Origin of the sequence: Chryseobacterium tagetis, from assembly GCF_016735585.2 — a bacterium.
GTDB classification, from domain to species: Bacteria; Bacteroidota; Bacteroidia; order Flavobacteriales; family Weeksellaceae; genus Chryseobacterium; species Chryseobacterium tagetis.
The window spans coordinates 407,479-423,525 of sequence record NZ_JAERSE020000002.1 but is presented as its reverse complement, the minus strand read 5'-3'; the positions used below and the strand labels follow the sequence as shown (position 1 = coordinate 423,525).

Here is a 16,047-nt window from a genome sequence, read left to right as displayed (position 1 = left end):
TGGAATGTCTTTGGTCGTCTTAAATTTATATCTTTGTAAATCTTTAAAAAAAATCAGAAGTAAAAAAATATGAGTTTATTCGATATGTTTACGCAAGAAATTGCGATAGACCTAGGCACAGCTAATACCCTTATCATCCATAATAATAAAATTGTTATAGATCAGCCGTCAATTGTAGCAATTGAACGTTCTACGGGTAGGCCTATAGCTGTAGGAGAGCAGGCAAAACATATGCAGGGGAAGACTCACGAAGACATTAAGACGATTCGTCCGTTAAAAGATGGAGTTATCGCAGATTTTCATGCTTCTGAGCATATGATTAAAGAATTTATCAAGAAAATTCCTGGGATTAAAGGGAAGTTCATTCAACCAGCGTTGAGAATTGTAATTTGTATCCCTTCCGGAATTACTGAAGTTGAAAAAAGAGCGGTAAGAGATTCTGCTCAGAAAGTAAACGCAAAAGAAGTTCGTTTGATTTACGAACCAATGGCTGCGGCAATCGGGGTTGGAATCGACGTTCAGAAGCCTGAAGGTAATATGATCATCGATATAGGTGGTGGTACTACAGAAATTGCTGTGGTTGCTTTAGGAGGTATTGTTTGTGATAAATCTGTGAAAATTGCAGGTGACGTATTTACAAATGATATTGCTTATTATTTAAGAACACATCACAATCTTTATATTGGAGAAAGAACTGCTGAAAGAATTAAAATTGAAGTAGGTTCTGCCGTTGAAGATTTAGAAGTTGATATTGATGATATCCCGGTTCAGGGTAGAGACCTTATCACTGGTAAGCCAAAAGAAATTATGGTGGGTTATAAAGAAATTGCCAGAGCTTTGGATAAATCTATTATCAGAATTGAAGACTCTGTAATGGAAACGCTTTCTTTGACTCCTCCGGAATTGGCTGCTGATATTTACAAAACAGGGATTTATCTTGCTGGTGGTGGTGCATTATTAAGAGGTCTTGCAGATAGATTGCACAAGAAGACAGGTCTTCCTGTTTTTGTAGCGGAAGATCCGTTGAGAGCAGTTGTTCGCGGAACAGGTATTGCCCTTAAGAATATGGATAAATTCAATTTCCTAATAAAATAATTCTAACCTTTTTACGAACACATCTGAATGGGATTTTTGCTGAGATTATTTTCGAAGAACGCACTTTTTGTCTTCTTTATATTTCTGCAAATTATTGCTCTGGTTCTGATATTTTCTAAAAATGCAATGCAAAGATCTTGGATTGCGGGTCAGTCTGCTGCATTAAATTCTTGGGTTTCAGGATATATTGATGAAGGGGTTTCTTATCTTAAACTAAAGCAGATAAACGAAGATTTGGTTTCCCAGAATAAAGCCTTGATGATGGAGCTTTATGGAAAGCAAGGAGGAAAAAATCCTGTTTTCAGAAAAGTTCACGATACATTGGGAGGCGGGCAGATTTATACTTTTGTAGACGGTGAGATTGTTTTCAACAGCATCAATCGAAGAAATAACTACTTCACAATCAACAGAGGAAAAAGAGATGGAGTATTTCCGCAAATGGGAGTAATGGCACCTAAAGGAATTGCGGGTATCGTGATCAACTCTACAGATAGCTATGCCTTGGTTCAGTCTGTTTTAAGTGTTAATAAAATTAGAATCAATGCGGCATTGAAAAACTCAGGATATTTCGGGACTTTAACATGGAATGGAGATAATTCCCGTGTCATGCATTTGGCTGATGTTCCGAAATATGTTGCTTTAAAGATTGGAGATTCTGTAGTTACAGACGGGAAATCTGCAATTTTCCCTAAAGGGGTAATGATAGGAACTATCGCAGGATACTCTGTAGATAGTAAAACCGGTTTCTGGGATATTTCTGTTGAACTTAGCGAAAAAATGGGAGCCCTGAGCAAAGTGTATGTTGTGAAAAACCTTAAAAAAGCTGAGGTTCAAAAGATTCAGGATACCATGCAGGCTGTAATAAAAAAAGAAAATGATTAGCAGAACATTATTTACGGATATATTAATCATGGTTTTTCTGGTTGCATTACAAATTTTTGTACTGAACAGGATTACGCTTTTCGGTAAATATACGCCGGTTTTGTATCCGGTATTCGTCATGTTCTATCCTTTCTTTAGAAATAAATTTCAATTTTTAGCCTTAAGTTTTTTAATAGGTCTTGCTATTGATACTTTCCTGCAGTCAGGAGGAATCAATGCGTTTGCAACAACTTTAATTGCCTATTTCAGAACCTTAATTTTCAGAACGTCTACAGATACGTCTACAGACTTTTTCTCTTTTCAGTCCCTTCAATGGGCGCAGTTTTTGCTGTTTCTATTTTCAAGTATCTTTTTGCATCAGCTTTTAGTACAGTATATTGAATTCTTCAAGTTGAGCAGATTTTTTGAAATATTACTTAATGTATTGGTAACAAGTGTAATTTCGTTTATATTTATAGTTATATATGCATTAATATTTAAAATCAAACAAAAAGTTTGAACACACGTTATTTAAAGATTTTTTCAGTTCTCGTTCTTATAGCCTTGATTTTCGTGGCTAGACTTTCTTATTTACAGTTGTTTACAGACCGTTATGCGTTGAATGCAGCGAATACTTCCATTAAAATTGAATATGTTATTCCTCAAAGAGGGGTTATCTTTGATAGAAATGGTAAGATCATGGTGGGAAATCAGCCTGCCTATGAAATTTCATTTACGCAAGCATTGATGAAACCGGATTTTGATACATTGGGTTTCTGTAATTTAATGAAAATTACGAAGCCGGATTTTATCAAAAGAATAGATTTTATCAAAAAAGAAAAATATTATTCCAAGCTTACTCCGATGACTTTCCTGAAGGATTTGAGCAGAGAAGACATTGCGAGGGTTCAGGAAATTATTTTTAAATATCCGGCATTCAGTATCGTGTCGAGACCTCAACGTCAATATGAAATTTCTACTTCCGGGAACTTATTAGGATATACCAGCGAGGTAAATGAACGGGAAATTAAAAAAGACTCTCTGTACTATTTGCCAGGTGATTTTATCGGGAAAACAGGAGTTGAAAAATCTTACGAAAAAGAATTACGTGGGGTAAAGGGAATGAAGTATATCCAAAAAGATATTAGACTTCGAAATGTAGGTCCTTATAAGCAAGGTTCTTTAGATAAAGAAGTAATAACAGGGAAAGATATTACATTAACCATAGACTACGATCTCCAGAGAATAGCAGAAGAAATGATGGTCAATAAGCATGGTGCTGTGGTTGCAATAGATCCTAATAATGGGGAAGTTCTGGTGGCTGCAACGGGTCCGGATATCGATCCAAATCTTTTTACAGGTCCTAATAAATCTAAAAATCTTTACGCCCTTTCAAAAGATACCATTTACGAAAACAAACCCACTTTCGACCGTTCTTTACAGGCGGCTTATCCTCCAGGATCCACATTTAAATTACTGACAGCATTGGCTGCAATGCAGATGGGAGTGATGGATGAAAAAACTATTTTCCCTTGTGGAGGTGGTTTCTTTTACAGAGGAAAACGAATTAAAGGACATGGAGGAGCAGATCCGCTTATTCCGTCTATTCAGGTATCAAGTAACTGTTTTTTCACATATGCATTCATAGCGATCATTAAAAAATATCCCGGAAACCCTTCAAAAGGTGTAGATGAATGGAAAAAGATCATGAGTAGTTTTGGCGTGGGAGAATTCTTAAATAACGATTTTGCTGTAGGAGCAAGAGGAAGAATTCCTTCAGGAGATTTCTACGAAAAACGCTTCAAGGCGATTATGAAAGCAAGTGGATCGAAAAGAACTGATTTTAAAAATTGGGATGAAATGCCTACCGGAGCCATCTATAACGGAATGGGACAGGGAGATGTTCTTGTAACCCCTATTCAATTGGCGAATTATGTTTCTGCAATTGCTAATCGTGGTTGGTATTATACCCCTCACATCGTTAAATCTATCGACGGTAAACCTAATCCCGATCCAAGATTTAAAGTGAAACATCAGACATTAGTTGATAAAAAACATTTCGAACCCGTTCTGAAAGGAATGGAAGCGGTTGTACTTCGTGGAACGGCAGCAGGACTTAAATCTCAGGATTTTACTCAGCTTGCTAAAACAGGTACTGCACAGGTTCCTCAGGGGAAAGATAATTCCATCTTTGTTTTAATTGCTCCTGCAGATAAACCAAAAATTGTTGTCGTTGCTGTAATGGAACACGCAGGTTTTGGAGCCACATGGGCTGGACCGGCCTGTACTTTAATTGCTGAAAAATATTTAACCGGAGATATAAAGAGAGATTATCTGTATAAAAAAATGGTCACGTCCAGTTTCATGCCTGAGTACAAAAGGCAATGGATTGCCGATTTGAAGCGGAAAGGTTTATATATAGATCCTAAACCGGATTCGATAAAGCTAAAAAGAATCAAGGACAGTCTGAATTTTATTAAAGAACAGAAAGCTAAATTACAAAAGGCGATAGACGAAAAAGCAAAAAATAATAAAAACACTAAAACGGTAAAACAATGAAGTGGACGGAAGGAATAGATAAATTAGGTCTAGGCTTGTATTTTCTGCTTTGTATTTTTGCAATCGCAAATATTTACAGTGTTGACCAGAAGTTGGGCGAGAAACAGCTTGTATTCTTTTGCATTTCTTTATTTGTAGGGCTGATTATTTTTGTGGGAAGAAGTAAGTTCTTCGAAAATATGTCCGGGATTATTTACATTGGCGGTGTTTTGCTTCTTATAGGCTTGTTTCCGTTCGGGAAAGAAATTCTCGGACAAAAAAACTGGTATAAATTCGGAAGTTTTACCATGCAGCCGGTAGAATTTGCTAAAATTGGAACTGCATTAATGCTTTCTAATTATGTTTCTGGACCGGAGTTTAATTTAAAGAATAGAAAATCATTATACACAACATTAGCTATTATAGGAATTCCTGCAGCTGTAGTATTGGCAATTCCCGATGTAGGATCTATGTTGGTTTTTATTGCATTTTTCATTGCGCTGTATCGTGAAGGGATGAGCGGAATGTTATTCGCGGTAGGATTTCTTTTTGCCGGAGTTTTCCTGGTTTCCTTAGCGATTCCTCCCGTTATTGTGGTGATTGCAATATTGGTAATTATAGGAGGCTGGATTGCCATGAATTATTATAAAATGTCCTGGAATATCATCTCAATTTCCAGTATTCTAGGTTCTGTTCTTGTTTTGTGTGGGTTGGCTTTTGGCTCTCCATATATTTTAGAGAAATTACCGAAGCACCAAAGAGAAAGAATTGAAGTTCTTTTTAAAGGAGAAAAAGCATTCAGAGATACATCGGGATATAACTTATTATATTCCAAAACGGCAATTGGTTCAGGAGGTCTTTTAGGAAAAGGATACCGCGAAGGATCAGTTACTCAGGGGAAATTTGTTCCCGAACAGGAAACCGATTATATTTTCTGTACCGTAGGAGAAGAATGGGGCTTTGTAGGAAGTGCTGTTTTGATTCTTTGTTATATGATTTACATAGGACGGATTTATTATCTGGCAGAACAACAGAAATCCTCATTTAACCGTGTTTTTGGGTATTGCTTTGCTTCCATTCTGTTGATGCACTTTACGATCAATTTAGGGATGGTAATGGGGCTTTTTCCGACCGTAGGAATTCCGTTGCCGTACTTCAGTTACGGAGGAAGTTCATTACTTGCCTTTTCAATGATGACTTTTATTTTCTTTAAGCTGAATTATTCAGATAAAAACAGTTTGGTATAAAAGCTGGAAAGTAACAAGCTGTATGCAGCAGTTTACAATTATATTTTTTTGAATCTGCTCAATCCGCAACATCTGCGTGAAATAAAATAACCTCACTTTAAAATATTCCATGAAAGACATATACATCTCAGATGAGAATTTTGAGAACGTAGATTTTACTCAGAAACCTTTAGAAAAAGGCGAATACGAAAACTGCACATTCAGCAACTGTAATTTTGAATACCTGAATCTTTCGGGATTTAATTTTAATGACTGCGAGTTTGTTGGCTGTAATTTAAGTATGGTAAAACTTGTCGGAACGGCTTTTAGAGATGTAAATTTTAAAGAATGTAAAATGTTCGGACTTCAGTTGAATGACTGTAATGAATTCGGATTGTCTTTTAGATTTGAAAGCTGTTCTCTCAACAATTCTGTCTTTTACCAGACATCCGTTAAGAAAATAGTATTTAAAGATTCAAAGCTTATAGAAGTTGATTTCAGCGAATGTGATCTTTCAAATGCGGTCTTTAGTAATTGCGATTTTTCAGGAGCTGTTTTTGACAATACAAACCTGGAAAAAGCAGATTTCAGGACATCGGTTAATTATTTGATAGATCCTTCCCAAAACAAGCTTAAAAAGGCTAAATTTTCACTTTCTGAGATTCATGGTCTCCTTTATAAATTAAATATAGAAATAGATAAGAACAGTTGATCATGTAAAAAGCTTTATGCTTGAAGTAAGTTGCTGTAAAACGTAATCTTTCGCAACAACCTCATCAAATATAAAAAACAAAAAAGCCTTCAAAATTTTGAAGGCTTTTCATTATTTAAATCAATTATTTAAAATTAAAAATTTGTTCCGTTTGATACTGGAGTAGTTGCTGCCAGATTATTGTAAGCTTCTCCGTTTTCATTAATAATTCTTTTGGCAAATCTGAACTTAGGTCCCCAGTAAGAGTCGTTAAGAGAAGAAACCATTACTCCCTTTGAAGTCGCAGCGTGAATAAACATTACTTCTCCGCTCTCAGTAACATTCTCAACAATTCCTACGTGAGAAATTCTTCTGCCGTGAGAGAAGAAAATCAAATCTCCTTTCTGAAGATTTTCTTTTTCTACTCTTTCTCCTTCCTGTGACTGAGAAGAAGCTACTCTTGGTAAGCTAAGACCTGCTGCAGCACCGAAAACTGAAAGAACAAAAGCAGAACAGTCAATTCCGTTTCTTGTTGTTCCTCCATATCTGTAAGGAGTACCTAGATAAGTAGCAGCTTCAGATAAAATGTTGTCGATTGTTGTATTGTGTTTGATTGCTTTTGCAATCTCAGAATTTTTAACCGCGTTTTTCGCATTGGCAATAGATGCCGCTTTTTCAGCAAGGAAAGAATCAATTAATCTTTGCTTATCAAGCTCAGCTTTCTTAGGATCGAAAGAAGCTAGTTTGGCATCTGTTTTGTATTCTTTAGTATAAGTTGCTGGTTTTGAAACTACATAATTTGTAACACACGACTGTAGTGACATTGTAGAAACTAAAGCAACTAAATAAAACAAAACTCTTTTCTTCATATATATTTGATTATCCGTGTTAAAAGGAATAGTTATTTTTCAAAAGTATTACAAAAATAGAGATTCCGAGAAAAAGACCCCCGATATGATAATTGTCAGGTTCTTTATTTAACACATTTTAACATATTATTTAAGTATGTTAAAGAAAAACAAACCGCAACCGCCTATTTTAGGTGAGTGTGCGGTTTTTTTTATTAAGATTCTTTAACAAAATAAATCGGATTTCCTTTGTTAATCAATACTGAAGATTTAAAACTCTAATTTTCAGCTGTGTTAAAAAATAAAAAAGCTTCCCGGGAAAATACCGGAAAGCTTGACTAATATGGAACTTTACAAATGTTATTTTGTAAACAACATTTCTCTGTATTTTGTCATTGGCCAAAGTTCATCATCTACCATCATTTCAAGATCATCAGAAGCATCTCTGATTACATCGAATAGAGGTTTTACTTTGTTGCAGTATGTTTCTGCCTGCTTTTGGCTGTCTGATACTGCTTTTGCTGCTTCTCTGGCTTTGATCAGATCTTCAACCCCTAATTTGATTTTAGATACGTTTTCAGAGATGCTTGTAATTAAGCTCATTTGCTCTTTAGCTAAAGATTTGAATTCTTTATCTCCGAAAATTTCTTTAAGACCTTTTACGTTCTCGATCAATCTGTTCTGATAATTTAAAGCAGAAGGAATGATGTGGTTTCTTGCGATATCACTTAACACTCTTGCCTCAATATCGATAACCGTAGAATATTTTTCTAACTTGATTTCGTTTCTTGCTTCAACTTCTCTGTGCGTGAAAACTCCGATTTCTTCGTAAAGATCTAGGAATTTTTTATCCATTTCCTGCTTAAGAGCTTCCGGAGTGGTTTTCAGGTTGTTCAAACCTCTCTTTTTAGCTTCTTTTGCCCAGTCATCAGAATATCCGTCACCTTCAAACATGATGTTTTTACACTGTTTGATGTATTCTCTCAATACGTTGAAGATCGCTTCGTCTTTCTTAAGACCTGTTTCAATTAATGCATCCACTTCCTTTTTGAAGTCCATTAATTGTTTTGCAGCGATGGTGTTCATTACAGTCATAGATTCTGCGCAGTTTGCAGCCGAACCTACCGCTCTGATCTCGAATTTATTTCCTGTAAATGCAAATGGAGAAGTTCTGTTTCTGTCAGTGTTATCCAACAAAATTTCAGGAATTTTTCCAACTACATTTAGTTTTAAATCTGTTTTTTCGTCTGGTGAAAGTTTTCCTTCTGTTACTTTCTCTAGTTCTTCCAATACTCTGAACAACTGACTTCCGATAAATACCGAAATAATTGCCGGCGGAGCTTCGTTTGCACCCAATCTGTGGTCGTTACTTGCAGATGCGATACTTGCTCTTAAAAGGTCAGCATATTCGTGAACTGCTTTAATTGTATTCACGAAGAACGTTAAGAACTGTAAGTTTTTCTTAGGATTTTTTCCTGGGCTTAATAAGTTTTCACCAGTATCAGTTGCTAAAGACCAGTTGTTGTGCTTTCCGCTTCCGTTTACTCCTGCGAATGGTTTTTCGTGGAATAAAATATGGAAATGATGTCTGTGAGCGATTCTTGCCATTACATCCATCAACAAAGAGTTGTGGTCTACTGCAACGTTTACCTCTTCAAACATTGGAGCTAACTCGAATTGGTTTGGAGCTACCTCGTTGTGTCTTGTTGTAACTGGAATACCCAATTTCATACATTCGATTTCCAACTCTTTCATGAAATTCATTACTCTTGTAGGAATTGAACCGAAATAATGGTCATCTAATTGCTGCCCTTTTGCAGGAGAATGTCCTAATAAAGTTTTACCAGTTAAAACTAAATCCGGACGAGATTGATACAATGCTGAATCAACCAGGAAATATTCTTGCTCCCAACCTAAAGTAGGAGTTACTTTTGTTACGTTTTTGTCGAAATACTGCATTACGTTGGTTGCAGCTTCGTCTACCGCATTCAATGCTCTTAAAAGAGGTGCTTTATAATCTAAAGTTTCTCCTGTATAAGAGATGAAAATTGAAGGAATACAAAGTGTAGTTCCCATGATGAATGCCGGAGATGTAGGATCCCAAGCTGTATAACCTCTTGCTTCGAAAGTGTTTCTGATACCACCATTCGGGAAAGAAGATGCATCCGGTTCCTGCTGAATCAATAAGTTTCCGCTGAATCTTTCGATGGCTCTGCCTCCTTCGATTGGAGTGAAGAAAGAATCGTGTTTTTCTGCAGTTGTACCTGTCAATGGCTGAAACCAGTGCGTGTAGTGAGTCACTCCTTTGCTCATTGCCCAGTCTTTCATTGCTACCGCTACCTGGTCTGCAATGTGTCTTTGGATTTTAGTTCCTTTTTTCATTGCATCCAAAATAGATTGGAATGCTTCTTTCGTTAAATATTCTCTCATTGTTTCTTCTGAGAAAACATTCTGACAGAATAATTCTGACAATTTTACAGGAACTTCAACAGAATTATCTCTTCTAAAGTCCTTGAATGGTAAAGTTTCTAGCGCTTTGAATCTTAAAGTTGACATATTAGATTTAATTTTTACGAGGCAAATTTACGAAAAAAATGAATCGAAAAATTTTTTACCCTAAAAATTTAAGGGGTGTTTGGTGATTTAACTAAATTTTAAACGGTAATTTGGTTTTTGAGAGGGGTGAAATGGATTCAAGGCTTGAAATTGAATCTTTTTTATTTAAAAAAACATTAATAGGTATATATATTATATGATACAATTTACGAATTTATATTGTTGGATTGTAATTTTTTTTGCATTGTCTTCTGAATGAAGCGAAGAGTCTCTTAAGTGCAGTAATTTCCATACAGTTTGTCATTCCGCAGGAATCTAAATATAGTATTAGGAAAAAGATGGAAAGATTCGTGCTTAGATGCTTCCAGCATGACAAACTTTGTGGATGTTTTTCAAATCCAGAAATTAAACATTGTAATCCTAGCCCCGATTGCCGCGACATCCTTTTTTGCTGTGGGAAATATAGGGCAAAAAAGATATAGCAGAAAGCGGGAAATAGCTTCTTATAAGAATGTAAAAAGAAAATCTTTCTCCATGAGAACGATAGTAGTTTAAAATATTATATTAAATCGTTTGTTAAAAGATACTTAAACTAAGTTGAGCGTAGATTTTGTATATTTGTGTGAAATTTATTTTATGACAAATTCTAGAGCAAGAGAAACAACGGAAGCAATTGAAAGATTGTATATTTCTATGAGACACCTCTTTTACAGAGGTTTTTTTAAACCTGCCGGTGTTTCGGGGGAGAGTATCAGAAGTTTGTTGAAGACCATCAATCCTGAGATTTACGGAACTATGAGTATTCCTAGTAAAGTGGAGCTGGATGGGTTGATGTATGTATTAGACAGGCTTCCGGAGGGAATTGAAGAATGTGCTTTTATTCATCTGACATCGGATGAAGGTTTTGATAAAGGAAGTTTCGAACCCATTGTACCTAAAAAGAGAAGAAGAAACTGCTATAGAATCGATGAGCACCAGATGAATATTGAAGTTCTTTTGGGACGTTCTGAGATCTATGATATTCTTACACATTTAACATTCTTATTTATAGAAGCGGATAAAATCCGTAATCTGTCGTTCATACAGGACGAGAACTGGAAACCGACACGTGCTTTTAAAATTATTGAAGAAGTCGTAAAAGGCGAAAAGAAATTCAGCAGAAAGGAAAAAGAAGTTGCTTTGATTCATTTATCTTCTTTAATTGGAAGAACTTTTGAAGAGACATTAACGGCTTATAATACTTTTGGAGATGATCATAATCCTGACCGGTTATTTAAAATCATTTACAATCTGGCAAAAGTAAGCCTGGAAGATGCAAAACAGACGAGAGAGAGAGAGATTCATTTCAGTGCTATTTTAAAGGAAAGAGTAGGGCATCACTATTTCGGTGAAAAATGGGCAGATAAAGTGAAAGAAGTTTTATTTGAAAACAATCTTCATATGCGTCCGCTACATATTATTTCTGCAAATATGCACTCTGTGAAAAATATGCTGTATGCTAACGATGCTTTAAAGAAAAAAGATCACAAAGAAGTAGATTACAAACTGTACGGAGAAATTTCTGATAAAAAAGAACTTCGCGACAAGGTTTCAAAATACGCTTTGGAAGAAGGAATGATCTATATTAATGATAAGAGCGGAAGTAATATTGATGTTCAGATCATTGACCTAAGTAAAACGAATCTTAAAAGCACTCCTTTCCACGATATTAAATTTGGAGGAGATGATGTAATCATGGTTTTTGATTATGCTTTCGGAGAACAGGCTTATGAAGTAATGGACGAATTACTGAGACCTTACGAACATAAAGGAGAAGTGTACATGATGAAAGTGAAATCAGTTTCCATTATGGGGAAAGCGGGAATTCTTGCGGGAGGTAAAGGAGATATCATGATTCCGACTTCACATATTTTTGAAGGGACGGCAGATAACTATCCTTTTGAAAATGCTTTGAAATTGGCAGATTTCCACGATGATGAGCTGAAAGCTTTCGAGGGACCAATGATTACGGTTTTAGGAACTTCACTTCAAAACAGAGATATTCTATCTTATTTCATGAATACTTCATGGAAAGCGATCGGTCTTGAAATGGAAGGAGCGCATTACCAAAAAGCAATTCAGGTAGCTTCTAAAATCAGACATCATATTTCACCGGATCTGTTTGTAATGTATGCGTATTACGCTTCAGATAATCCTTTAGAAACAGGAAGTACACTTTCTTCTGGTGGCTTAGGATTAACAGGGGTGAAACCAACATATCTTATTACTTTAAGAATCTTAGAAAAGATCTTACAAAGCGGAAAGAAAGAAACTTCTGCTAAAAAATAATTTGTTGATTTCAAATAATATTAAACCTCTAATGTTTTCATTAGAGGTTTAATATTATTTGAAATCTTCTTATCAAAGAAGATTAATCCTTCTCTGTTATTTGAAAAATAGTTAATAGGTAAATGGGAAGTTTATTTAATTATTAACGCAATTTCCATTAATACAAGTCTGTCCTTCATTACACCCAATAGCATTATCGCTATAATAAGAAATACAAGAGATAAATCCAGGTTGTTGTCTTAGACACTCCATTGTTCTAGTTTGCTCCTCCCATTTTGAACAATCAAGTATTTGATAAGCCCCATTAACATTTTTTAAAGTTTCTCTTGAAAGTTTTCTTAAGTTTTTCATAATAAAATTTGATTTGATTTTTCCTACTCTATAAGCTTTTCGGTTGCGCTTGTATTTGTTTATAACGAATGTAATATAATCCTATATATTTTCCAAATATTTTAATTAATTTTCGACTAATCTAATTCCAATTTAAGTTAAAATGCGATTTTGAAAAGTAGTTGTATAAACTATCATTCAAGAATTGATAAAAAAAATCTTAATTTCTTATCTTTAAAAAAATTAAAAAAACAATGAGTTCAACATCGCAATTAGCCAAAAGATTCAGAGAAGTCATGCTGGATGGTTTATGGATTGCCAATACCAATTTTAAAGATAAGTTAAAAGATGTTACTTGGGAACAGGCAAATACAAAAGTTGGTTCTTTGAATACGATTGCCATGCTTACGTTTCATATCGATTATTATATTGCAGGGTTAATTAATGTTTTTGAAGAAGGTGATCTGGAAATTAGGGATAAATATAGTTTTGATCTTCCGCCTATTGAGTCTCAGCAACAATGGGAAGAACTTCTAAATAAGCTTTGGAGTGATTCTGAGAAATTTGCCAATTTGCTAGAACAAATGCCCGATTCTAAAATGAATGAAGGCTTCGTTAATGAAAAATATGGAACCTATTTAAGGAATATTGACGGAATAATTGAGCATGCATATTATCATTTGGGACAGATCACTTTAATTAAAAAACTATTGAATACTTAATTTCTAGAAGATCAGTCAAATTGTACAGATGCTTGAATCAAAAAATCTGCGCTATCTGCAAAAATCCGCGAGATAATATTTAACAAATAAGATAAAATCAATCTAAAAACGATATAATAAGAACGAAACCTCTACAATACTTCATTATTTGAGGTTATTACTAAAAATACATACCTTTAGAAAAAATAAAAAATTTTAAATGAAAAAATCGGTTGCAATCCTATTTGCGTTTATAATTTCACAATTTCATGCTCAACAAGGAGCTTATTATCAGCAGAGTGCGAAGTACAAGATGGATATTGATGTGAACGCTGAAAAATTTACTTACCAAGGAAATCAGACTTTAGAATATACTAATAATTCACCGGACGAACTTAATGTCGTTTATTTCCATTTGTATTGGAATGCCTTTAAACCTAATTCTATGATGGATCAGAGAGTTGCCGGACAAGGAAAAAACGGGGACTCAAGATTGCAGAAAGACGGAATTTCAAGACTGGCTTCTATTCCGAAAGATCAGGAAGGAGCGCAAAATATTCACTGGATTAAGCAAAACGGAAAAACATTGAAGTTTGAAGTTCAGGAAACCATTATGAAAGTATATCTGGCGGAACCCATTAAGCCCAATTCAACCACCGTATTCACAATGGATTGGGATGCTGTGATTCCTCAACAGATCAGAAGAAGCGGAAGGAATAACAGGGAAGGAGTTGATATGACGATGACGCAATGGTACCCGAAGATCGCAGAATATGATTATGATGGTTGGGCAACATTCGACTATATAGGAAGAGAGTTTCACGCACCGTTTTCAGATTTTGATGTGACAATTAAAATCAACAAAGATTATGTTGTAGGAGCTGGAGGAATTCTTGAAAACCCTACAGAAGTGAAAGGATATGATTCCAATGCAAAAATCAAAGCCGAAAAAAATAAAGCAACATGGAAATGGACTGCGAAAAATATACTGGATTTTGCATGGAGTGCAGATAGAGATTATGTGGTTAAAAGTTTTGATGTTCCGCAAGGACCGAAAGTTTTCTTAGTATATCAGAATAATGATAAAACAAAAGCCTGGGAAGAAGCACAACCTTACCTTACAAAATATTACCAGCTGATGAATTCTCATTTCGGAAAATATGTGTATCCTACTTATGCTTTCATCCAAGGTGGAGACGGTGGAATGGAATACGGAATGTGTACGATGATTTTAGGAGAGGCAAAAGATATTAAAGGATTAATGGGATTAATGGCTCACGAAGGCGCTCATTCCTGGTATCAGCAAATGCTGGCAACGAACGAATCAATGCGTCCGTGGATGGATGAAGGGTTTACAAGCTATGCGGAAAACTATGTAATGTATCACTTATTCCCGGAAGATCTTCCAAATCCGTTTGCGCATTCTTTGGATGCTTACAGAAATTTCATTAAAAAAGGAATCGAAGAACCCGCAGTTTGGCTAGGGGATCATCATGATAATGGAACAGCTTACACATATGCTTCTTATGTAAAAGGGGAGTTGTACTTGGTACAGCTGGGCTACATTATGGGAGAACAGAATTTAGCAGAAACATTAAAGCAATATTATGATCAGTGGAGTATGAAACATCCGTCTGACAGAGATTTCTTACACATTGCTCAGAAAGTTTCCGGGATGGATTTGAAATGGTTCCAGAATTACTGGATCAATACCACAAAGACGATCGATTATGGAATTAAAGATGTAAAATACGAAGCAAAATCTACCACCATCACTTTGGTCAATAACGGCCAAATTCCGATGCCGATTGACTTTAGTGTGATGACAACTGATAAGAAAATAGTAAGCTATCAGATTCCACTGAATATGACGCATACTTGGAAAGAAAAAGACATTTACGGAGAATTCAAAACAATGCCGTACTGGCCTTGGACGCAAAAAGAATACTCAATCACGATTCCATATACAAAATCTCAATTGTCTGCATTAGGAATTGATTTTAGCCAAAGAATGGCGGATATCAATTTGCAGGATAATGTTGTAGAAGTAAAATAAATATCAAGTTTGAATAAATAAAAAAAGTCTCTGGAAATATACTTTCAGAGACTTTTTATTTTTGGAGTGACGAATTTATTTGATATCAAACTGCTGTACCATCCAGTGTTTTGAATGATTCTTGATCAGATCGTTTTTTATTGCATTATCTTTTGTATTAAGATAACTGTAGACTTTAAGAGGAATTGAATCAGGATATTCTTTTAAGCCTTGTGCAACTGTATTTTGAGATTCATCTTTTTTGTGCCCGCTTTCCAGTGCTTCAGCTTTGTATATATAAATAATAGCGGGAATTTTTCCGAAAATTTCTTTTGTCTCACTTTCAAGAATATTCATCGTATCGATCTGGAAATCAATATCAGGTTCTTTTCCTACAGCTGCCGTTTTGCTAATATGCTGCTGATACATTAGAAAAAGCATAAGAATATGAATGTTCTTGGTAGAAGGATCAGAAACCAGTCTTTCTATTTGCTGAATGTCTTCGGGAGTCATTTCTTCCTGATCAGCCTGAAGATTTTTTTCATAAAAAGTTGTTAGAAGGTTATATACCGTTTTATCCGATTTGTCAATTTGTGACTGCTTTTTAATTTCAGGATAGATATCTTTAATGGAAGGTTTATTTTGGGCATAAAGGCTAAGATTGATCATTATTAAAAATATCAGGGCAAGCTTTTTCATATCCGTTATATCAATTAGAGTGGTTGTGACTTTAAATATAATTAATTGTTTTAAAAAATGAAAACTTTGAATTAATTTAAAGAGTTATAAAGTCTTATTTTTATCAAAAATCATTAATTTTGGCCCTGAAAATTAATAT

The 16,047-nt window shown here is 35.0% G+C and carries 13 protein-coding genes; 9 read left to right on the top strand and 4 right to left on the bottom strand.

All coding sequences use genetic code 11. The annotated features are described in order from the left end of the window. The first annotated feature begins 69 nt into the window (after positions 1–69). The 6 genes from JI747_RS07270 (at position 70) to JI747_RS07245 (ending at position 6,432) form a co-directional block, all read left to right on the top strand. Positions 70–1,095: a rod shape-determining protein gene (locus tag JI747_RS07270; protein WP_039371224.1), complete on the top strand. Its 1,026-nt coding sequence runs from the start codon at positions 70–72 to the stop codon at positions 1,093–1,095. Positions 1,096–1,122: 27 nt separating this feature from the next. Further along, positions 1,123–1,977, top strand: coding sequence for a rod shape-determining protein MreC (gene mreC / locus JI747_RS07265; protein ID WP_225687305.1), 855 nt, complete (start codon positions 1,123–1,125; stop codon positions 1,975–1,977). Further along, complete coding sequence (locus tag JI747_RS07260; protein WP_225687304.1) at positions 1,970–2,476, top strand: rod shape-determining protein MreD; 507 nt, start codon at positions 1,970–1,972, stop codon at positions 2,474–2,476. Before mreC ends, JI747_RS07260 begins: the two co-directional genes overlap by 8 nt. Further along, positions 2,473–4,515: a peptidoglycan D,D-transpeptidase FtsI family protein gene (locus tag JI747_RS07255; protein WP_225687303.1), complete on the top strand. Its 2,043-nt coding sequence runs from the start codon at positions 2,473–2,475 to the stop codon at positions 4,513–4,515. The genes JI747_RS07260 and JI747_RS07255 overlap by 4 nt, the downstream gene beginning before the upstream one ends. Further along, positions 4,512–5,741 (top strand): rod shape-determining protein RodA, encoded by a 1,230-nt coding sequence (rodA, locus tag JI747_RS07250; protein WP_225687301.1) that lies wholly within the window; start codon positions 4,512–4,514, stop codon positions 5,739–5,741. The genes JI747_RS07255 and rodA overlap by 4 nt, the downstream gene beginning before the upstream one ends. Positions 5,742–5,850: 109 nt before the next feature. Then, positions 5,851–6,432 carry a pentapeptide repeat-containing protein gene (locus tag JI747_RS07245; protein WP_225687299.1) on the top strand — a complete coding sequence of 194 codons (582 nt, stop codon included), beginning with the start codon at positions 5,851–5,853 and terminating at the stop codon, positions 6,430–6,432. 134 nt (positions 6,433–6,566) lie between these two features. Here JI747_RS07245 and JI747_RS07240 read toward each other — a convergent pair whose 3' ends face one another. Both JI747_RS07240 and JI747_RS07235 read right to left on the bottom strand, forming a co-directional pair. Continuing rightward, positions 6,567–7,280, bottom strand: a complete 714-nt coding sequence (locus tag JI747_RS07240; RefSeq protein WP_225687297.1) for a C40 family peptidase — start codon at positions 7,278–7,280, stop codon at positions 6,567–6,569. Positions 7,281–7,619: 339 nt separating this feature from the next. Then, the gene (locus tag JI747_RS07235) at positions 7,620–9,815 is read right to left on the bottom strand and encodes a glutamine synthetase III family protein (RefSeq protein WP_225687295.1); all 2,196 of its coding nucleotides are present in this window, start codon (positions 9,813–9,815) and stop codon (positions 7,620–7,622) included. Between the two features lie 636 nt (positions 9,816–10,451). On the opposite strand from JI747_RS07235, the gene JI747_RS07230 reads away from it, so the two are divergent. Continuing rightward, positions 10,452–12,143, top strand: coding sequence for a DUF6909 family protein (locus JI747_RS07230; protein WP_225687293.1), 1,692 nt, complete (start codon positions 10,452–10,454; stop codon positions 12,141–12,143). A 135-nt stretch (positions 12,144–12,278) separates the two neighbouring features. On the opposite strand, the gene JI747_RS07225 is transcribed toward JI747_RS07230, so the two are convergent. Further along, positions 12,279–12,494, bottom strand: a complete 216-nt coding sequence (locus tag JI747_RS07225) for a bacteriocin-like protein (protein ID WP_225687291.1) — start codon at positions 12,492–12,494, stop codon at positions 12,279–12,281. Between the two features lie 233 nt (positions 12,495–12,727). On the opposite strand from JI747_RS07225, the gene JI747_RS07220 reads away from it, so the two are divergent. Together JI747_RS07220 and JI747_RS07215 are read left to right on the top strand one after the other, a co-directional pair. Next, positions 12,728–13,195: a DinB family protein gene (locus tag JI747_RS07220; protein ID WP_225687289.1), complete on the top strand. Its 468-nt coding sequence runs from the start codon at positions 12,728–12,730 to the stop codon at positions 13,193–13,195. A 199-nt stretch (positions 13,196–13,394) separates the two neighbouring features. Continuing rightward, positions 13,395–15,230 (top strand): M1 family metallopeptidase, encoded by a 1,836-nt coding sequence (locus tag JI747_RS07215; protein WP_225687287.1) that lies wholly within the window; start codon positions 13,395–13,397, stop codon positions 15,228–15,230. 75 nt (positions 15,231–15,305) lie between these two features. On the opposite strand, the gene JI747_RS07210 is transcribed toward JI747_RS07215, so the two are convergent. Continuing rightward, the gene (locus JI747_RS07210; RefSeq protein ID WP_225687285.1) at positions 15,306–15,908 is read right to left on the bottom strand and encodes a hypothetical protein; all 603 of its coding nucleotides are present in this window, start codon (positions 15,906–15,908) and stop codon (positions 15,306–15,308) included. Positions 15,909–16,047: the final 139 nt, after the last annotated feature.